The organism is Parabacteroides sp. KHUB-03 (assembly GCF_056640975.1).
Genome location: NZ_CM153257.1, coordinates 3422015 through 3443578 on the forward strand (window position 1 = coordinate 3422015; position 21564 = coordinate 3443578).

16 protein-coding genes are annotated in these 21564 nt (G+C 40.4%); 12 read left to right on the forward strand and 4 right to left on the reverse strand.

Annotated elements, in window-relative coordinates; translation table 11 throughout:
- Nucleotides 1-150: 150 nt before the first annotated feature.
- Together ACYIB7_RS14630 and ACYIB7_RS14635 are read right to left on the reverse strand one after the other, a co-directional pair.
- Nucleotides 151-1842, reverse strand: coding sequence for a tetratricopeptide repeat protein (locus ACYIB7_RS14630; RefSeq protein ID WP_103983613.1), 1692 nt, complete (start codon nucleotides 1840-1842; stop codon nucleotides 151-153).
- Nucleotides 1843-1976: 134 nt separating this feature from the next.
- The gene (locus ACYIB7_RS14635; protein WP_480337575.1) at nucleotides 1977-4229 is read right to left on the reverse strand and encodes a trypsin-like peptidase domain-containing protein; all 2253 of its coding nucleotides are present in this window, start codon (nucleotides 4227-4229) and stop codon (nucleotides 1977-1979) included.
- A 233-nt stretch (nucleotides 4230-4462) separates the two neighbouring features.
- Here ACYIB7_RS14635 and ACYIB7_RS14640 point away from each other — a divergent pair, with 233 nt between their 5' ends.
- The 3 genes from ACYIB7_RS14640 (at nucleotide 4463) to ACYIB7_RS14650 (ending at nucleotide 6423) form a co-directional block, all read left to right on the forward strand.
- Complete coding sequence (locus ACYIB7_RS14640; RefSeq protein ID WP_099464634.1) at nucleotides 4463-5062, forward strand: HU family DNA-binding protein; 600 nt, start codon at nucleotides 4463-4465, stop codon at nucleotides 5060-5062.
- Between the two features lie 68 nt (nucleotides 5063-5130).
- Nucleotides 5131-5568, forward strand: a complete 438-nt coding sequence (locus ACYIB7_RS14645; RefSeq protein WP_099464635.1) for a PepSY-like domain-containing protein — start codon at nucleotides 5131-5133, stop codon at nucleotides 5566-5568.
- A gap of 18 nt (nucleotides 5569-5586) precedes the next feature.
- On the forward strand, nucleotides 5587-6423 hold the full coding sequence (locus ACYIB7_RS14650) for a PepSY-like domain-containing protein (RefSeq protein ID WP_480337576.1): 837 nt from the start codon (nucleotides 5587-5589) through the stop codon (nucleotides 6421-6423).
- Between the two features lie 12 nt (nucleotides 6424-6435).
- On the opposite strand, the gene ACYIB7_RS14655 is transcribed toward ACYIB7_RS14650, so the two are convergent.
- The gene (locus ACYIB7_RS14655) at nucleotides 6436-7707 is read right to left on the reverse strand and encodes a sensor histidine kinase (protein ID WP_099464637.1); all 1272 of its coding nucleotides are present in this window, start codon (nucleotides 7705-7707) and stop codon (nucleotides 6436-6438) included.
- Entirely contained in the window at nucleotides 7704-8405 is a 702-nt protein-coding gene (locus ACYIB7_RS14660; protein WP_099464638.1) for a response regulator transcription factor, read from the reverse strand. Before ACYIB7_RS14660 ends, ACYIB7_RS14655 begins: the two co-directional genes overlap by 4 nt.
- Before the next feature lie 173 nt (nucleotides 8406-8578).
- Between ACYIB7_RS14660 and ACYIB7_RS14665 the strand changes: the two genes are divergently transcribed.
- From ACYIB7_RS14665 to ACYIB7_RS14705, 9 genes are all read left to right on the forward strand, one after another.
- On the forward strand, nucleotides 8579-10219 hold the full coding sequence (locus tag ACYIB7_RS14665) for a fumarate hydratase (RefSeq protein ID WP_103983616.1): 1641 nt from the start codon (nucleotides 8579-8581) through the stop codon (nucleotides 10217-10219).
- A 296-nt stretch (nucleotides 10220-10515) separates the two neighbouring features.
- Nucleotides 10516-12816, forward strand: coding sequence for a TonB-dependent receptor (locus ACYIB7_RS14670; protein WP_103983680.1), 2301 nt, complete (start codon nucleotides 10516-10518; stop codon nucleotides 12814-12816).
- Nucleotides 12817-12866: 50 nt separating this feature from the next.
- The gene (locus ACYIB7_RS14675; protein ID WP_480337579.1) at nucleotides 12867-14258 is read left to right on the forward strand and encodes a DUF4374 domain-containing protein; all 1392 of its coding nucleotides are present in this window, start codon (nucleotides 12867-12869) and stop codon (nucleotides 14256-14258) included.
- 19 nt (nucleotides 14259-14277) lie between these two features.
- Entirely contained in the window at nucleotides 14278-14733 is a 456-nt protein-coding gene (locus tag ACYIB7_RS14680; protein ID WP_480337581.1) for an alpha/beta hydrolase-fold protein, read from the forward strand.
- Nucleotides 14734-14801: 68 nt separating this feature from the next.
- A complete protein-coding gene (locus ACYIB7_RS14685) occupies nucleotides 14802-15962 on the forward strand; it encodes a PepSY-associated TM helix domain-containing protein (protein ID WP_480337583.1) in 1161 nt (386 codons plus the stop codon).
- A gap of 296 nt (nucleotides 15963-16258) precedes the next feature.
- Nucleotides 16259-16981, forward strand: coding sequence for a glycosyltransferase family 2 protein (locus tag ACYIB7_RS14690; RefSeq protein WP_103983619.1), 723 nt, complete (start codon nucleotides 16259-16261; stop codon nucleotides 16979-16981).
- A 454-nt stretch (nucleotides 16982-17435) separates the two neighbouring features.
- Nucleotides 17436-18455 (forward strand): hypothetical protein, encoded by a 1020-nt coding sequence (locus ACYIB7_RS14695; RefSeq protein ID WP_103983620.1) that lies wholly within the window; start codon nucleotides 17436-17438, stop codon nucleotides 18453-18455.
- A 41-nt stretch (nucleotides 18456-18496) separates the two neighbouring features.
- Nucleotides 18497-19915: an adenosylhomocysteinase gene (gene ahcY, locus ACYIB7_RS14700; protein ID WP_103983621.1), complete on the forward strand. Its 1419-nt coding sequence runs from the start codon at nucleotides 18497-18499 to the stop codon at nucleotides 19913-19915.
- A gap of 71 nt (nucleotides 19916-19986) precedes the next feature.
- A complete protein-coding gene (locus tag ACYIB7_RS14705) occupies nucleotides 19987-21111 on the forward strand; it encodes a glycosyltransferase (protein ID WP_480337586.1) in 1125 nt (374 codons plus the stop codon).
- The last annotated feature ends 453 nt before the right edge of the window (nucleotides 21112-21564 follow it).

A 21564-nucleotide genomic window follows, 5' to 3' on the forward strand; every position in this document is an offset into this window, starting at 1 on the left:
GTGAATATTCGTAGTTTTTGCAAATATAAACAAATTATTTGTGTGTATTATTGAAACTTGTTGTTTTTCATTGCATTTTCGAAAGTCTGGATAAAAGAAAAGCGGGTACCTCGTAAGAGATACCCGCTTTATATGATCTAAAATAGTTACTTATTTAACCAATGATGCGAAATCTGCATTAGTTGCATATTTAGCAAATTCCAGATCGATAGCAGCTTCTTTAGCCAAAGCCTTATCTGCAGCGATAGCAGCTTTCAAATTGCTGATAACACCGTTAGCATCGTTTGTACGGGCAGCAACAACAGCTTTCAAGTAAGAAGTGATAGCGTCAGGAGTAGCAACTGCATTCAATGTTTGAGAAGCTTTGCTGTAATCCTTAACCAGGATCTGAGCCAATGCAGCGTTGTTAGACTTAACTGAACCGAAAGAGTTAGCAGCTTTAGCCCATTCGCCTTGTTCCAGATAAAGAACACCCAGAGCTTCGCTCAATTCAGCAACACCGGCAGCGCTACCGAACAATTGCTGAGCCTTAGCTTGGTCACCCTTAGTTAAAGCGATCAAACCTAAGTTCATGTTAGCTTCAGGATTGTTCTTAACTGAGTTGGATTTGTTGAACATTTGTTCTGCCTTGTTCAAATCACCAGCGCGGAATGCCATCATACCGATGTTGTTCCAAGTACGGTAATCGTTAGGATATAATTCAGCAGCTTTAGTATAGATAGTCATCTTTTCGCCATTGTTATTAGTCAATGTAGCAGCGTAAAGAATTTCTTCTACGTTCAGTTCAGAAGGATTGCTCTTAGCCAATGCGCTGATTTCGTCATCAGACTTACCGATGATTTCAACGTTAGCTGTCAAACGAGAACGACGCAACTGAGGCAGGATTGTGTTAGCCAAATCCAAATAAACAGCAGAGATGTTCTTGATTTCTTTTTCTCTTGTTTCAGGATCCTGATACATAGAGATTACACGCAAGATAAGATCTTTGTCCTGTAAGTTGGAAGCAGATACCAATTCTTTGAAACCTTCCCAGTCCTGAGCTGTATAACGAGCATCGACCGGAGCATCAACTTTCATCTTCTTCAATTCCTTGTTCAGATATTTGGTTGTATTCTTTTCACGGTTTTCAGACAATGTATTGTTCAATTTGAAACCACCATCAGGAGAAGCATAAGCCTGGATTTCGATAGCTACATTCTGATTAGGAGCTTCGTCTGCATTCTTAACGATTTCCTTCCATTCTTTAACTGCGTCAGAGTTGATTTCTTTTGCACGAAGATTAGCTTGTTGGATCAAGAACATGATGTTTGCATCATGAGCTTCTTTGATAATGCGTTGGAATTTGTCGGCGGCGATAGCAGCGTTAGCTGATGCAGCGTCTGCCAATTCTGATGTAGCGATAACGCCTTCACCGATCTTTACATCCGGCAACTTAACAGTCTTGTTTTTGATTTTTGCTTCGAAAGTAAGATACAGTTCAGATTTCTTCATTTCAGGTTTGTAGGTGAAAGAAGACTTCATTGTTACGTTTGCACCTTCTTTTTGAGGGATAACCTGGTTGTTACCTTTCACTTTTTCACCTTGGTAAGTATAAGAAGTACCCCAAGCTTCACCACCCTGGTAACGAAGTACCGGAGTAACGGTTACTACAGCTTTCTTATTGAACCATTTAGCAGGGAAAGTCGCATTGATAGTTACAGGTACTTTGCCACCGATAGCCTCTAGCGGCTGCGGTTCAGCTTTAATGTACTGTTCTGCTAACGGTTTCAACTTGTTGGAACAAGAAGAAAAGGTTACGATTGCTGCCAATACTAAGAAAGGCAATAAAAACTTTTTGTTCATAATTTGATGTAAGTTTAAAATGTTACTATGTTTATATATTCACTTCCAATTGTCCCTTACCTATCAAAGTGCAAAATTAAAGTATTTTTTTTGTTATGAGCGGTAAAGATAAGGAAAAATCTTTCTAATTTTGATTAAAATATTAACTTTTGTGTATAGTATCTGTTATTACATGTTATTTTCACAAGATAAATTCCTTTTGCAGATACATTTACAGGGATGATGCCAACATTGGAACGGATGTTTCCGGCCTGAAGAATTTTCCCTTCCAGGGATAATAGTTCATAACTGGCTTTTTCCGTACCGTTGGGCAGCAACACGCGTAGTGTTTTGTGGTTATTTTCTAAATAGATACGTACAGGATTATTATCTTCTATATCTTCTATCCCAACGCTTGTTGTATATTGTATGACCGGATCGATGTACAGTGATGTGCTGAATGGGTTTTGCGGGTAAGTTGTAGCCTCGATCCACTTGCCGTTGTAATTAGCCCATGCCGTGTTTTTAGTTGTTTCTCCTTTCGGAAGATTATAGACAGAGAAAGTAGTTCCTTTAGGGGCTGTTATTTTATAACTTATGTAAAATGTTCCATCAACGGCGATAGGTTTGGAAAAATGAATGTAAGTCTCTTGTGAGCGGTTTAACGGCTTGTCGGTCTCCTGAAAAGAATTATCGGATGTGTTCAGGTTCTGGTAGGAGGGACGGAATGGTTCCGTGTGTAAAAGTGTTTGGGGCTTGTCTGTCCCGCCATAAACGTTAACCTCGACATTCAGATCTTTATAACTGCCTGTAACGGATGGTGTAACAAAATAAGCTCCGTAAATCAGGGCTTTGCCGGTGATAGTATAGGCTTCGGCACATTCGGTAACACCTAAGGAGTTGTTTCCGAAAAGAGGCTCGGTGTTAGTTGCCGGGATTGATGCCGTTTCGATTAATTCCTGTTTTCCGGTAGCTTCCACATTACTCAGTTTCAAACAATGGTCTTGTTCGTAAGGATCGAGCCCTTTGCATAAAAGTTTATTTGTATTGGCCGGGTCCAGCCAGTGTTTTAGTTGCTTATCTGTTTCTTCCGAAATTGTCCACGTCTGGCTAAGTGCATAATAAAAGTCGTCAAATGGTTTGTCTTGCATGGATAGTCCGCCGGATAAAGCTCCTATTACGTATCCTTCCGAGTCGAATAGTGCGGAACCCGATGAGCCTTTTGAGGTAAATCCGTCAGACCATTTTTGTACGTGCCAATGACAGTTATCATAGAAATGTGTCCCGATTGTATTAAAAGTATTCAACTTTATATTGTCTTCCGACAGACTTATCCGTTTTACGGAACCTCCGGGATGATGAATGCCTGCATAAGGAGGATTGCTTATCTGTGTTGCATTCCATCCGGCATAATATGGCTGGTAATATACCGGAGGGCGTTGTGATAGCTCAAGTAATGCCAGGTCAGTTTGTTCGTTTATGGCAATACTTTTGGCAGAGGCTACGGACATTTCTTCTGTGCCTTTTAAAATAGTATTGCAGGTTGGACTGTCATAATTGAAGAAAAACACAATCCGTCCGGCCACCTTTTGGTAATCGGGATTAGAGACTGTAAAACTGCGGTTCAGGCAATGTGATGCCGTAAGCAAATAAGGTTTCCCGTCATTTTGCATGTTGTTGACTAATGTGCCCGAACATGCAATCACTCCGTCTATAAGCATCATTACCACACTTCTGCCCAATGGTTCATAAATACTTCCCCCGGTTGCGTAACAGGCTAAAGGAGGAATGGCTTTATATTCGTCTGAGCCCGGCCTAGGTTCGTCTCCTCTTAAATTACGGTAGGCATGGTTCACTTCTCCAACAGTCAATTTCCCTCTGAAGGCGGCTTTGGCCGGTTCCTGATATTCAATAATAAGTTCGTCGCCTTGTACTGGTGCTACAGGAAGGATTCCGGATTCGGAATTGTTCATCTGGTTGAAAGAGCCAAGTATCTGGCTTCTGTCCCGGTTATATAAGAATAGTTGGGCACCTTCAGGCAATTCATATCGGGTAAATAAGATATTAATAGAATAAGCACCTGGGGAACGGATTCCCAGCCGCCACACACGCGTGCCATCCGGTAATGTGAAATTTACACCTGAGTTGTTGGGATTGTAGTCGGTTATGAACTTATAGGCAAAACGGTAACCGCCGCGCATATCACTTTCATTAAGCGAATCGATGCGTAATTCCTCTTCAACGTCAAAAGACGGCATATCCACAAACAATGAAGCTTCTGCACTTCTGGATTCTATTCCGGACAGGGCATTCCAGGCCAGGGGCTTTCCTCCGTGAGATATTTGGGCTATGGTTGGTTTGACAGCCAACAGCAGGAAAACAGATATAAAAAGAAACCCTTTACTCATAATACCGGCAAATGTAGATAAAAATATGCTGATATTTTATATCTTTGGTGCTTTACTTATAATCGTTCATTGGTCGGCGGACGATCGTCCGCCGACCAATGAACGATTGTCCTCCGTACGTCGAACGGTTGTCCGTCGAATGGCGGACAGTTATAAGTATGGGAGCAAACAGGTAATATATCCTGGCAAAAGGATTAACAGAATACGTATAAAACTAAATCAATTTACTTAATATGTCTGCACAATACAAATTAGTACGCAATCTTACTCCTGACAAAGAGAATGGAAAACAGCCGCTTCATGCCCGTTTCGTACCTAACGGAACTATGCGTTTAGACGATCTGGTAAGAAATGCCAACGGACGTTCGTCCCTTTCTTCGGCCGATATAAAAGGTGCTCTGCAATTATTGCAGGATGTAATAGCCGATGCTTTGCTGTTTGGATACAATATCGAGCTGGAAGGGATAGGCACATTCGGCATTGCGCTTAAATGCCGTCCGGTGATGGATAAAAAGGAAATAAGGGCAGAGTCGGTACATTTTCGTGATGTAACTTTCCGCTCGTCTTCCAAATTGCGCGATCGTCTAAAAGCAATGCCCGTAGTCCGTTCGGAAGAAAAGGAAAGAGAAATGTATACACCCGAACAATGCGAAGCCTTTACGATGGAATACCTGAAAACACACCCTTACATTTCCGGTAAAATATATCGTAGCCTTTGCCATTGCGGAAAGACAAAAGCCGCTGCCGATCTGAAACGGATGATGAAGGAAGGAAAACTCAGGAAAGAATCTGTAGGAAGTACATTTCTTTATTCTATTTCAGATTCATTTTAAAATTGTGCTTCATCTTTGTCCTACCGAAAGGTTGGTAAAAAGATGTCTGACAATAAAAATAAACAACAATGAAGAAGATTTTGGTCTTATTAATGTGTCTGCTGGCCGTAAATACGGCGGTACATGCGGACGACGACCGCCCTATTCCGTTTAATGAGTTGCCTGCCAAGGCACAAGCGTATGTAAAGAAGTACTTCCCAAACGATAAAGTTGCCCTGACTAAAATGGAAAAGGAATGGTTCGACAAGAAGTATGAGGTTATATTTACGAATAGTATTAAGGTAGAGTTTGATAAGGATGGCAGTTGGAAAGAGGTGGATTGTAAATATGCAGCAGTGCCCGAAGCGGTTGTTCCTTCTGTAATTCTTCGTTATGTGAAGTCGAATTATGCGGAACAGACTATCGTGAAAATTGAAAAAAGCTCCCGTGATTATGAGGCAAAGTTATCGAATGGCCTCGAATTAAAATTTGACAAGAAGTTTAATCTGATTAACATTGATAATTAAATAAGAAAGGAATTTACTATGAAGAGAATGGTATGCACTATTGTATTGGCTGCAGGGTTGTTAATGAGTTGTGACGATAATAATGATAAAGGTCTGGAGTGGGTAAGCGAAACAACCCAAACTGCTTTTACAACTCAATATCCGTCTGCTAAAAGTGTGGGATGGGAAAAGCGTAACACGTACCTGGTAGCCGATTTTAAGCAAGACAATAAAGATACAGAAGCCTGGTATGACAATAACGGGGTTTGGTATATGACTGAAACGGACATTCCATTCGATGCCCTTCCTTCTGCGGTGAAAACATCTTTCCAGCAGAGTGAATATAAAAACTGGAAGGTTGATGACGTGGATATGATAGAACGCAAAGACATGGAAACTGTTTACGTAATTGAAGTAGAAGAAGGAAACACTGAAACGGATATTTATTACTCGCCGGACGGCATATTGATAAAGGCAGTAGCTGATGTCGATACTGACGATGACTATGAGGACTTTATCCCTGCCCAACCTGCCGGAAATGTTGAGGAATATATAAAGACTACTTACCCGGATGCCCGTATTATTGAGATCGAAAAAGAAAAAGATATGACGGAAGTCGATATACTGGATGGAAAAGTTAAGCGTGAACTATTGTTTAAAGCGGATGGCTCTTGGGTACAAACCAAAACGGACGTGCATGCTTCCGAATTGCCTTCTGCCGTAGTTGCTGCAATTAAAGCATCTCCTTATGCCACCTATGAGATTGACGATGCAGAGTTTATCCAGACTCCTTCCGAAGAATGGTATCTGGTGGAATTGGAACAGGGCAAGCTGGAGGTGGACTTGCGGATAACTAAAGACGGAATTATTTTATAAATAAAGATGTTTTTATTTGGAAAGGGAGAACAAGTGTTCTCCTTTTCTGTATTCATAAGAAAGATGGAGCTGATACTGTTTGCAGATAGCGTCTGCAATGGCTAGCCCCAGTCCGGTAGATTCTTCCTTGCGGCTTCCCTGATAGAAGCGGTCGAAAATATGCTCGCTGTCCAGTGGGAAATCTGTGCCTGTATTGGCAATAACAAAACTTTGTTCTTTCAGGGTGATATGGATATAACCATTCTCCTTATTATGAATGAAAGCATTTTTGACCAGATTAGAGATTAGAGCCTCTGCCAGTGCTTCGTTCATTATAAGGGTAAATGTTCCGGATTCTTCCAGCGAAACAATTAGTCCGTTATAGCAGAATATTTCTTTATAATCGTCCAGGAGTCTTTTTACCAGATTGTTTATTTCGATCGGGCAGCTTTCTGTAAATTGCCGGTTATCAATTCGCGACAGGAACAATAGAGATTTATTAAGGCGGATGATATAATTCAATGTATGCTTTGTTTTAAACAATTCAGCCATCTGTTCCTCAGTCAGGTCTGTATTGTCCAGTAGCCATTCAATCCGGTTTGTGCATACGGCCAGTGGGGTTTGAAGTTCGTGCGAAGCATTTCCTATGAATTGCTTTTGCTGGTTGAATGCCAGTTCCGAACGTTTTGCCGCGCGTTGGGCAGCATCGTTCAAACGGCGGAATTCGCTGATTGTCGTTTTATTTTGTAACGGAGCAATCGGTTTACCGGGCAAATATCCGTCCAGCCAATGTAGCAGCGTATAAAGCGGTTTCAGGCTTCTGTAGAATACCCAAGCACATACAATCAGCAGAGTAACAAGAAGTGTTGCGTAAAGGAATACGATCCAGGAGGCAACGGCTCCACGCAAGTCTTCTTTTTCAAAAGAAGGTGTAGACACCTCGAGCAGGAAATAACGTCCTTCGTTATTGGCGAAAATAGTCCGGAGTATACGTGCGGGTTCGGTTTCTTTTTTCTCCTGAATGTAAATCTCCGCATCATAATAATGTATTGAGGGGTAAGAGTCTGCTTCCTCTTTGGTTATTTCATGTATTTGATAGGTGTTGTTTGTACCGTCGTTGGCAGAAGGAAGTTCCCGTCCGGCCAGTGCCCGAAGGACAATTGTTTCGGAGTAGTCTTCAAGGGCATCGTCTACTTCATCGTTTATTTCTTCAACCATTGTGTAATAAAAGAATACTGCCCAGCCGCTAAGTATAAGGAGCAGCACAACCGAAAGACGGATTAGTATGCGGTATATCAATTTCATTGTTTGCCGGTAGATTCGTTATTACAGATTACAATTTTATAACCGAAACCATAAATGGAACGAATCTCAACGTCCGCTCCGGCTTTTTTTAATTGTTGACGCAGGTTCTTAACCTGAGCGTATACAAAGTAAAAGTTGTCCGACTGGTCGATATGGTCGCCCCATACGGCTTCAGCCAATGCGGCTTTGTCGATGAGATGGTTCGGGCGGTTCATGAAATAAAGTAATATGTCATATTCTTTTTTGAGTAATTCGATTTCTTTGCCGGCAATAAATACCCGGAAACTATCCGGCTCTATCCGTATGTTGCCAAGTTGTATAGACATGTCGCCGTTGCCCCATCTACGGCGCATAACGCTTTTGATGCGTGCGTTGAGTTCTGCCAAATGGAAAGGTTTGGGCAAATAGTCGTCTGCACCTAGCTCTAATCCGGACACTTTGTCGTCTATAGAGTCTTTGGCCGAAATGATAATGACACTTTCTTGTTTATGTTGCTTCTTTAAATCGTCCAGCAGTTTCAATCCGTTTCCGTCGGGTAGCATAATATCAAGCAGAATACAGTCGTAGCTGTAATCCGTTATCTTTAAACTGGCTTCAAGATATGTACCTGCTGTTTCTACTACGTACCTTTCCTGTAAGAGCGTTTTATACATAAGTTCCCGCAATGAAGGCTCGTCTTCTACAATTAATATCTTCATGTGCATGTTTTGTTTACAATCTTCAAATATACTAACGGAATTTAAAATAAACTTGAAATACAGATTTTAAAAGGCCAAACAACGGCTGTATCTCACGAATTTTAGTTAAGTTTGCCAGTCCGTAAGAAAGACAGTAATTCTAAACCAATATTATAAATTAAAATACAAACGCTATGGCAACACCTCCTTTTAAGTATCAGGAACCGTTCCCATTAGGACCGGATACCACAGAGTATTATTTGCTTACAAAAGATTATGTATCCGTTTCGGAATTTGAAGGAAAACCTATTTTAAAGGTCGCTAAAGAAGGCCTTACGGCAATGGCAAATACCGCATTCCGTGATGTATCCTTTATGCTTCGCCGTTCGCATAACGAGCAAGTGGCTAAGATCCTGAATGATCCTGAAGCCAGCGATAACGATAAATATGTGGCATTGACTTTCCTGCGTAATGCAGAAGTGGCAGCAAAAGGCGTACTTCCGTTCTGCCAGGATACCGGCACGGCTATTATCCACGGTGAGAAAGGACAACAAGTGTGGACAGGTTATTGCGATGAAGAAGCCTTGGCCTTGGGCGTCTATAAAACATATACAGAAGAGAATCTGCGCTATTCCCAGAATGCTCCTTTGAATATGTATGATGAGGTAAATACAAAATGCAACTTGCCGGCACAGATAGATATTGAAGCTACGGAAGGTATGGAATATAAATTCCTGTGTGTAACCAAAGGCGGCGGTTCGGCAAACAAAACTTATCTGTATCAGGAAACAAAGGCGATCCTTAACCCGGGTACTTTGGTTCCATTTATCATTGAAAAAATAAAAACATTAGGTACGGCAGCTTGCCCTCCTTACCATATTGCTGTTGTTATTGGCGGTACTTCTGCCGAGAAGAACCTGTTGACAGTGAAGTTGGCTTCTACTCATTATTATGACAATTTGCCTACTACAGGTAATGAATACGGCCGTGCTTTCCGCGATGTGGAACTGGAAAAGCAGGTAATGAATGAAGTATATAACATCGGATTGGGTGCACAGTTCGGCGGAAAATATCTGGCGCATGATATTCGTATCGTTCGTTTGCCACGCCACGGGGCTTCGTGTCCGGTAGGTTTGGGCGTGAGCTGTTCGGCCGACCGCAATATCAAATGTAAGATCAATAAAGACGGTATCTGGATTGAGAAACTGGATAGCAATCCCGGTGAATTGATTCCCGCCGAATTACGCCAGGCAGGTGAAGGTAACGCTGTAAAAATCAATCTTAACCAACCGATGGCCGATATCCTGAAAGAATTGGATAAATATCCGGTAGCAACCCGTTTGTCATTGAACGGAACGATTATTGTAGGCCGTGATATTGCCCATGCCAAGTTGAAAGAACGTTTGGACAAGGGAGAAGACCTGCCTCAATATATTAAAGACCATCCAATCTACTACGCCGGTCCGGCTAAAACACCGACCGGTATGGCTTGCGGTTCTATGGGACCGACTACGGCTGGCCGTATGGACTCTTATGTCGACCTGTTCCAGAGCCATGGCGGTAGCTTGATTATGCTGGCGAAAGGTAATCGCAGCCAGCAGGTAACGGATGCTTGTAAGAATCACGGTGGTTTCTACCTGGGTTCAATCGGTGGTCCGGCTGCAATTCTGGCGCAAAACAATATCAAGAGTATTGAATGCGTGGAATATCCAGAATTGGGTATGGAAGCAATCTGGAAGATTGAAGTAGAAGATTTCCCTGCTTTTATTCTGGTAGACAACAAGGGTAACGATTTCTTCAAGCAGATCAAACCGCGTTGTACTTGCAATAAGTAAACATTACAGAGTTAATTATATATGGAAAGCGGAGTCTGGTGCTATGCCGGACCTCCGCTTTCCTTTTTTTGTCTTGTTTTAGGTGTTAGTACCTATAAATAGTGACTGGACAGGATAAAATCCTATCTGTATTTACCTATTTATGGCGATTGATGTGTTTTTGATTTATAGGGAACTTTGCAGCGTTTTATTAACGTTACAAAATTCATTATACATTGAAAACGGTTATTTATAAGTTTTTCCTGGTACTTCTTTTATCAGTCTTTTCTACTTATGCATGGTCGCAGGATGGCTCCATGATTTCGGGCAAAGTTCTGTCTACGGAAAAAGAGATCGTAGATTTTGCAACAGTTTACTTGAAAGGCACGAATTATGGAGGCACTACTAATAAGGATGGTATTTTCCATCTGAAAGCTCCCGCAGGCGACTATACACTGGTAGTGTCTGCTATTGGCTACAAAACTGTAGAAAAGCCGGTGAAACTTGTTGCCGGCGAACGAACGAAACAGAATGTAACTATCTCTCCTCAAACTACAGAACTGGAAGAAGTTGTGGTCGTTTCCAATGGAATAAGCCGCTTGAAACGTTCAGCATTCAATGCTGTGGCTCTTGATACGAAAGCTTTACAAAATTCCACCCAGAACCTGAGTGAAGCGCTAACACAAGCTCCGGGGATGAAATTACGTGAATCCGGAGGTGTTGGCTCGGATATGCAGTTGATGATGGATGGATTCAGCGGTAAACATATTAAGATATTTATAGATGGCGTACCGCAGGAAGGCGTAGGAAGTTCATTCGGATTAAATAATATCCCGGTTAATTACGCAGAGCGGATCGAAGTATATAAAGGTGTCGTGCCTGTTGGCTTCGGAACCGATGCAATAGGAGGAGTTATCAATATCATTACCAAAAAGAATCAGAAAAAGTGGTTTCTAGATGCCTCTTATTCTTTTGGGTCATTTAATACACATAAATCGTATGTTAATTTCGGACAGACCTTAAGTAATGGGTTTACTTATGAAATCAATGCTTTTCAGAACTATTCTGATAACGACTATTATGTGGATACTCCGGTGAAAGACTTTGCTACCGGAGCAATTAATAAAAAAAAGATTGAACATGTGAAACGGTTTCACGACAATTTCCATAATGAAGCTGTGGTAGGAAAGATTGGTATTGTTAATAAGAAATGGGCTGACCGGTTCATGTTTGGTTTTACCTACTCACGGATGTATAAAGACATTCAAACCGGTGTCCGGCAGGAAGTTGTGTTTGGCGGAAAGTACCGGAAAGGGTACTCCCTTATGCCATCACTTGATTACCGTAAACAAGACCTGTTCACAAAAGGATTAGATTTGGTACTGACGGCTAACTATAATAAGAATATGACGAACAATGTCGATACTTCTTCTTATGAATTTAATTGGCGTGGTGAAATGCGTCCTCTTAAAATGCCGGGCGAACAGTCCTATCAGAATACCCGTTCGGATAATAACAACTGGAACGGAACATTGACAGCTAATTACCGTTTGGGCAAAGCACACATGTTTACCTTTAATCATGTATTGAATGCTTTCCGGCGATCGAACCGTTCTCTTCTGAATGAAGATTCGGAGGCAAATGCAATTCCTAAGGAAACCCGCAAGAACATTAGCGGCCTGTCTTATCGTTTGATGCCTTCCGAGCACTGGAACGTGTCTGTGTTTGGTAAATATTATAATCAGTTTATAGCCGGCCCGGTTGCTACGTCTGCTGCACAGGATAAATATGTACGTACAACCAACTCTGTAAATGCAATGGGATATGGAGCGGCAGGAACTTACTTTATTTTAAAGAACCTACAGGCAAAGTTATCTTATGAGAAAGCATATCGTTTGCCGACCAATGAAGAGATGTTTGGTGATGAGGATCTGGAATCCGGTGATATCGCATTGAAACCGGAGAATAGCGATAACCTGAACCTTAACCTGAGTTATGACGAAATGTTTGGGAAGCATTCCATATATGTTGAAAGCGGAGTGATTTACCGAAATACAAAAGACTACATCCAGCGTAATATATCCGATTTAAGCGGCGGTAAATATGGGGCGACTTATGTGAATCATGGACGCGTGTTGACAAAAGGATTTACTTTTTCTGCACGATATGGTTTTGCGGATTGGATTAGTGCAGGTGGAAGCTTTACACAGATGAACGTGCGTGATAATGTGAAAACCGTTAGCAACGGAAGTAATCAGGAAAGCCTGACATATAAGGCGCGGATACCGAATTTACCATATCAGTTTGCTAATTCGGACCTTACATTTTATTGGCGCAACTTAGGAAAGAAAAGTAATATGCTGACAGTTACATACGATAACTTGTATATGCACAGTTTTCCGCTCTATTCGGAAGCTGTGGGTAGTGAGTCCGAATTTGTGGTTCCTACGCAATTCTCCCATAACCTTACTTTATCTTACGGCATACAAAACGGACGATACAATATCTCATTCGAATGCCGGAATTTTACAAATGAAAAACTGTACGACAATTTTAGCCTCCAGAAAGCCGGACGGGCTTTCTATGGAAAGGTAAGGGTTTATTTCGGCGGTAAATAACTCATACTGGCATACATATAAATATTAATTATTAAAAATCTGTTTTGTATATGAAAAAGAACTATTTAAACTGGAGTCTTGCTGCTATCTTATGTTTAGGATCAATAATATCCTGCAACGATGATATGGTTGAAGGCGGAAATGGTGGTGGCGACGGCGATAATGAAGCTTTAACCAGTTATGTTATCGCTGCTTCTGTTGGTGATGCTAATTATCTGTTAACCGCTGACGAACTGGCCGAAGGAAAAGTGTCGGCTAAGAACAACGGTCTTACAACGGAAAGCGGAACGCAGTGGATATTCTATCAGGATAAGTATTTATATCGCCTGGTATATAATCAAGGCAATGCAGGAGTTACTTCTTCATATATACTGAATGCAAAAGGAAAAGTGGAAGAACGTGATAATACATACGAGATTAAACGTTTCACCTCTTACGGTATTTATAATAATTATATCATTACATCTTCTACCGGTGATTTGGGTTCGTCTTACGCTGATGAGAATGGTTATTTACCGAAAGGTTTCCTGTTGTCTTATCTGGATGTGGTCAATGAAACATTTACCACAAATAATAATGTGATTATGTCTGAAAACTACCTGGGTAATGGTGAGTATGTTACGTTGGCCGGTATTTTGCAGGCCAATAATAAAATATATTCTGCTCCGATTCCGATGGGATTAAGCAAATATGGAGTAAAAGCCGAAGGTGGCAAATATGTTGTATATCCGGAATTAGTGAAAACAGAATCCGGAGGTAGCAATAGTAGCGCATACGAAAAAGGGGAACTGCAATGGACCCAGCATCCGAATGAAGCATGGATTGCAATTTATGAGAACGAGAAATTGGAAAATCCGAAACTGATTAAAACAGATAAGATCAGTTATGCTTGCGGACGCAATAAATCGCAATACTATCAGACTATTTGGGCAGCTGATAATGGCGACATATATGTGTTTTCGCCAAGTTATGCAAAAACCATGACGGCAGATGTCCAGAAAACAAATTTGCCTGCAGGCGTGGTGCGTATCAAATCCGGAACTGATGATTTCGATTCCGGCTATTATTTCAATATCGAAGCGGCAACGAATGGCAAAGCCTTTTTGCGTTGCTGGCATATCGCAGAAGACTATTTCTTGTTGTTGATGTATGACAGACCTTTGACAGAATCGGGATTTGTAGCTAAAGAACTGGCTGTTTACAAAGGCGAAGACAAGAAATTAACTTATGTGGCGGGGATGCCTTCGACAGATATTATCTCAGGATTTGGGAATAGCCCTTATTCAGAGAATGGCAAGGTGTATATGCCTGTAACCACTACGGACGGAAACCAGCCGGCGATTTATCAGATTGATCCTAAAACGGCTGTGGCAACAAAAGGTGTTACTGTCGAGTCTGAACAGATCAGCGGTGTTGGAAAGCTTACAGTTTCTAAAGATTAGTAGTTGCTAAACACGGAAAATGGTTAAAATTCAATTTCTTTTAATATTCCTCCTGCTCTCGTCGGTTACGCGGAGCCAGGAGGATATTTATATCGGTAAAAAACAAACATTGTATTCTGCGGCTTTGCAGGAGGGACAGGGTTACTGGATAAATCTTCCGGAAAACTATGATCAGGATAAGGCACAAACTTATCCGGTGATTTATCTTCTTGACGGGGATTCGTTTTTCCATGCTTTGGTAGGGATCAGTAAGGCTTTTTCTTCCGGTAGAGGAAAGTACTTTCCGCCAAGTATAATTATCGGTGTATCAAGCACAGACCGGACACGGGATTTCACGCCTACAGCTTCGGCTGCCGGACGTGATGGTAAAGTTTCTCCAGGTACAACATTAGAAGGGGGAGGTAGTGAAACGTTTAGCCGCTTTTTGACTGAAGAGCACGGAGTTGTTCGATATTTATATAGCTATCGATCTTAGTTTGTGGTGGGATCAGGGACGGTTGCTGTTCCGGGGATATATGATGGAATAAAACAAGTATTCGGAAAATGAGAAAGTTTTTTTTAAAAATACATTTATGGTTATCGATACCTTTTGGTATTATCATTGCTATTGTTTGCCTGACAGGGGCAATACTTGTATTTGAAACGGAGATATTGAAATTGTGTTATCCTTCACGCTATTTTGTAAAAGAGGTAAAGAACGAACCGCTTCCGCCTGCATCTCTAATAAGCTTGGCACAACAGCAACTTCCTTATTCTATGAAGATAAATGGCATTCGTATTTTTTCTGATCCAAAGCGAACATATCAGTTGGTTTTGCCGGGAAAGAAAGCTGCGGTTTTTATGAATCCATATACCGGAGAGATAACAGGAATAGATGACGGACAAGGTTTCTTTATGCAGATGATGCGTCTCCACCGTTGGTTATTGGATGAATATAAACGGGACGGAGGTTTTTCGTGGGGAAAAACGCTTGTTGGTGTTTCTACACTAATACTGGTTATTATTATTGTCAGTGGTGTTTTTGTCTGGTTTCCGCGTAATAAGAAAGTAATGAAGAACAGGTTAAAAATAAAGACTAAAGCCGGTTGGTTCCGATTCTTTTATGATCTGCATGTTTCGGGAGGTTTTTATGCTGCATTGCTTTTGCTTGTTCTGTGTTTAACTGGGTTGACCTGGTCTTTTGATTGGTATCGTAATGCTTTCTATACGGTTTTTGGAGTTAAGGCAACTCAAACACAAGTACATACTTCGCCTTCTTCTGCTTTGACCTCAAAAGAAACTTACGGAAAAAAGGCCGGTTCTCATGAACATTCCAATGCGGAAAGAAAAGAAAAACGGCAGAAAAAAACAGATTATACACAATGGGCGGATGTGTTAACGGCTTTGCAAAACCGCTATGCTAATTTTAATTCTATTACAATTCAAGATGGTTCGGCAACTGTATCTTCTCTTAAATATGGCAATACGCGAGGTAGTGACCGTTACTCTTTTAATCCGGCAACCGGTGAAATTACAGAAATTCAGTTATATGATGACCTTCCAAAATCCGGTAAGATAAGAGGATGGATTTATTCTGTACATGCAGGTTCCTGGGGTGGTATTATAACCCGGGTACTTTCCTGCTTGGTCTCATTGCTTGGAGTAATTTTTGCTGTAACAGGTTACTATTTCTGGTTGAAGAAGATGATGAGGAAACTAAAATAGTCGGCTTTGCATGATTGGAAATTTATAGGTAAAGGACTGTCTAATGAATTAAACTATTTAGACAGTCCTTTTTTATTACCTACCCTTTTTGTATAGCATCGTTCTCTAAGAACTTTGTTTATTTATGCAAAAGTAGTAATAATTTCTTATAAAAAGCTGTGTTTCTATTTCATAGACAGTTGAAAAAGGATGTTTTATTAATTAGTTTATCTTATTTATGCCTGGTTTGAAAGAAAAATCAAGGAGTGTGATATGATTGTTAACCGTAGTTCTTAGAGTACTGAGAAAGTCAATCTATGGAAAACAGTCGAAACAAAACACTATCTATCATTATTCCTTCTTACAATGAAGAAAGGACTATAGTGCAGATACTTAATAAAATAATATCAGTTCAACTCATTGAACAAACCCAAAAGGAGATTATCATTGTAGATGATGGTTCTAAGGACTCGACCAAAGAGCTGGTTAACAATTACATTTCATCTCACCCTAATGAGAGCATATATTTAATTCAACATACAGTCAATCAAGGAAAAGGGATGGCTATACGTACGGGTATAACAAAAGTATCAGGCGATTATGTTATTATTCAGGATGCTGATTTAGAATATGAACCGGAAGACTATAATCTACTTTTACCGGAACTAATATATAATCAGAAAAAAGTTGTGTACGGATCACGCTTTCTTATAAAAGAAAATAAACATTCATACCAAAGCTTTTATTACGGAGGATTATTAGTCACTACTGTCACAAACATACTGTTTAACCAACATTTAACAGACGAACCTACTTGCTATAAAGCTTTTAACAGCGAGTTCTTGAAATCAATCCCTTTAAAATGTACTGGCTTTGAATTCTGTCCGGAAGTAACAGCCAAAGTGGCAAAATACGGAATTAAGATAAAAGAGATTCCTATTCATTATTATCCCCGTTCGATTAATGAAGGCAAAAAAATCCGATGGACAGATGGTATAGAAGCTATTTGGATACTTATTAAATATCGTTTTACTGATTAACCTATTCAACATGAAAAGTTTTAAAGATTTTATTCGCTACATATCGTTTAAAGAACAAAAAACAGAACTCTGCGTTTTAATACTTTTAATAAGTATAATCGGCGTTCTATTTTATAATTTATACCCTTTTCCTTTTGTATTTCCTGATACAGGAGCTTACATACTATCGGCACAAAGCGGAATATTAAACATATATAGACCAATGGGGTATTCTTATTACTTACAATTTCTGCATAGCATAAACAGTAGTTTCAGTTTCATCTTCATTGCGTCATATTTCTTCAATGCGTTAATATCTTTATTCTTTTTGTATTCGTTCAAATACTTAATCGAACTAAAGAATAAATGGATATTCTATGGGCTTTGTTTATTTGTATTCTTATCACCAACCATCCTGTTCAGTACCAATTTCTTAATGAGCGACGGATTATTCAATACACTAACAATTTTATTTATGGCCACAGCTTTATGGATGGTTTACAGTTCAAATATCTGGATAATTATTATTCATCTATGCTGCCTTGCCATGCTATATAATGTCAGATATGCAGGTATGTTTTATGTACCAGTATCAATGATAGTCCTATTTCTGGCTTTTCAAAAAAAAGCTATTATATTACGAATAATCATTGCCTGCATTCCAATAGCCTTATTGCTCTTTCTGCAAAATTCTACACGGGCCGAATATAAAAAAGTAACCGGAGTAAACACAACTTCCGGATTTGGAGGATGGCAGTTAATGAACAACGCTTCTGTACTAATTCCTAAAGCTAAACAACTACCCGTAACTAAATTTGACACAGAATTAGAACAGCTATATCATAAATTCCTCATCTCCTGCCCCGATTCCATTTTCACAACCCAGGCGGCATTGTCAACCGGGCTTATGTGGGATCAAACCTCTCCTTTTAAACAGTTTGTATTTTACTACATGCAAATGACCAACCGTCCTTACCCTATTGCCTGGGTAGAAGCAGGAGAATTATATTCTAAATATGCACAGAAACTAATATTTACATATCCCTTCGATTTTATTACCAGTTTCATTATTCCTTCTTTCACAGGTTTCTTTGAATTCAGAGAGATAGGAGAACATGGTGGTGAATTTAAAAATGAGAAAATGTATCAAGATTACTACAACATTCAGATAGATAACTATAAACACACTTGCAATCTATTCTCTGACATAAACCCGGCACGGCACATTCTACACTATATTTATTGGATAATATTTGCCGCTGCTTCAATCTATTTCTTTGTTACAACGCGTAAAAGTAGTTTCGCGGATAAATATTGGCAAACATCTGGTCTTCTACTTTCCTTTATTATCATATACATTGGCATTTCTGCTTTAGCAAGTCCCAATACAACATGGAGATACGCAATGCCGATATATATACCTTCCATCTTATTTATCGGAAGCATTTTAAATGAGCTATTAATAAAAACATCATTAAAAAACAAAATAAAGTAACTACCTTTGTAGCCTTTAAAAACACTTATAGTAATTTTATTATGTCTCAATTATTTCCAACTAATCTGCCTTATAAAGTAGCAGATATGGGTTTGGCAGAATTCGGCCGTAAGGAAATCGAAATCTCCGAACACGAAATGCCGGGATTGATGGCGCTTCGCAAGAAGTATGCCGATCAGAAACCTCTGAAAGGTGCACGTATCACCGGCTCACTGCATATGACTATCCAGACTGCAGTGTTAATCGAAACATTAGTTGCGTTGGGAGCAGATGTACGCTGGGCAAGCTGTAACATCTTCTCTACACAGGATCATGCCGCTGCCGCTATCGCTGCATCAGGAGTTCCGGTATTTGCCTGGAAAGGCGAAACACTGGAAGAATACTGGTGGTGTACAGATATGGCATTACGCTTCCCTGACGGCAAAGGCCCGAACCTGATTGTAGATGACGGTGGCGATGCCTCTTTATTAGTTCACATGGGGTACCGTGCTGAAAACGACGCCGAAACAATAAATCGTAAAGGTGGTAATCATGAAGAACAAGTAATTCTGGACACATTACACCGCATTTTGGCAGAAGATAATACGCGTTGGCACCGTACTATAGCTGAAATGAAAGGCGTATCGGAAGAAACTACTACCGGTGTACACCGTCTGTATCAGATGATGGAACGTGGCGAGCTGCTGGTTCCTGCTATTAATGTAAATGACTCCGTTACAAAGTCCAAATTCGATAACTTATATGGTTGCCGTGAATCATTAGCTGATGGTATCAAACGTGCTACCGATGTAATGATTGCAGGTAAAGTTGTGGTTGTTGCCGGATACGGTGATGTAGGAAAAGGCTGCGCACACTCTATGCGTACATACGGTGCCCGTGTAATTGTTACAGAGATAGACCCGATTTGTGCACTTCAGGCTGCAATGGAAGGCTTTGAGGTAACCTCGATGGAAGAAGCTATTAAAGAAGGAAACATATTCGTTACTACAACCGGCAATTGCGACATCATTACTATCGAACACATGACACAAATGAAAGACCAGGCAATTATCTGCAACATTGGTCACTTCGATAACGAAATCCAGGTAGAAAAGCTAGTAAACTATCCTAATATCCAGCATACCAATATCAAACCTCAGGTTGATAAATACACATTCCCCAACGGCAATTCTATCTTCCTTTTGGCAGAAGGCCGTTTGGTAAACCTGGGATGCGCAACAGGACATCCTTCTTTCGTGATGAGTAACTCATTTACGAACCAGGTATTAGCCCAAATGGATTTATGGCAGATGGCTTACGAAGTAGGTGTTTACCGTCTTCCGAAACGTCTGGACGAAGAAGTTGCTCGCTTGCATCTGGAGCGTATTGGCGTCAAGCTATCCACTCTTTCACAAAAGCAGGCCGACTATATCGGTGTTCCAGTAGAAGGTCCGTACAAAGCTGATCACTATAGATATTAATTCAGGTAACAGTGGACAGTTAAAAATACCGCTGCGCACCTGTCCACTGTCAACCGTCAACTACAACCAATATGAAAATCGCTATCCTCTCCCCTGTCTATCCCTACCGTGGAGGCATTGCCCAGTTTAGCGCCATGCTATACACTCAATTGCAAAAAGAAGGACACGAAGTAAAGGCTTTCAACTTTTCACGCCTTTATCCCGATTTTCTTTTCCCCGGCAAAACGCAATATGTAGAAGAAGGAGACAGAGCGATAAAGGTAGATAGTGTTCGTTCATTAGACAGCATTAATCCTATAAGCTATTGCAAAACTGTAAAAGAAATTAAAGCATTTGCTCCAGACGTGTTGATCATAAGTTACTGGATGTCTTTCTTTGTCCCTGGGTATGCACACATTGCAAACCGGATGAAGAAGCATTGCAAAGTAATAACCCTTATCCATAACGCTATTCCGCACGAACCCCGTTTCTTTGACAAACCGATGGCAAAATTATTATTCAAACAAAGTCATGGTTTTATCGTGATGAGTGATACGGTAAAGAATGATTTGGAATCGCTCTGTAACGGTGCTAAGTATATACAAAACCCTCATCCTTTATATAATCATTTTGGTAAAAAGCAAGACAAAGAAAAAGCCCACCAATCCCTAGCTCTTGATCCCTGCAAGAAAACTTTACTGTTTTTCGGCCTTATACGCGATTATAAAGGGCTTGACTTGTTAATAGAGGCAATGTCCAAACTGGATGAAAGCTATCAGCTGCTGATTGCCGGAGAATGTTATGGCAACTACGACAAATACCAGATCTTAATTGAGGCGTCACCAGCCTGCAAACGTATTTATTCATACAACCGGTATATTGCAGATAATGAAATACCTGTATTTTTTTCAGCTGCCGATGCTCTGATTCTGCCCTATCGTTCGGCAACTCAAAGCGGCGTAGTATCTATAGCCTATCACTATAACCTACCGATGCTTAGTACACCTGTAGGTGACTTTCAGCATAGTATTGCCGACCCGGGAACGGGTATTGTCGTACCTGAAATATCTTCACAAGCCATAGCCCAAGGAATTAAAGACTTGCTATCACCCGAAAAATTGCTTATTATTGCTGACAACATAGAAAAAGAAAAAGCTGTTCTTTCATGGGAAAGTCTCACAAAAAAACTGCTTCATTTTATCAACACAGATTTATAAAACGGAACCTCAACCTTCTAGGATAGGTATGCCCGTACCTTCATATCATAAGCTTTTTAGGGACATTCAATGATAGATTCTTTTTAATCATGCGCTATGCGGCTTTACTCTGTCTGTTTTTGATTTTGTCAATCATCAATATAGCGTTTGCCGTATGTATTCCGAAATGCCTTGAACGAGATGTGTTCGATGAACGAAATCCCGTCTATCTGTATGTTGTTGACCTTTGCACCGAACTCGACAGATTTTGTCTCCTTACCCCTTACGATAGGGCGTACATAATGACGGTTGACACAAAAAGCCAACTATTTCATGTTCAAAGCATTGCGAATCAGTTGGCTGATTTTTTTATTATTTGCTGAATATCCCTAAAAACAAAAAAAGGTGATTGCTCCTTTGTCTGGGACAATCACCTTATAAAGATCTCTCCAATCATATATTAAGTTTGGTTAA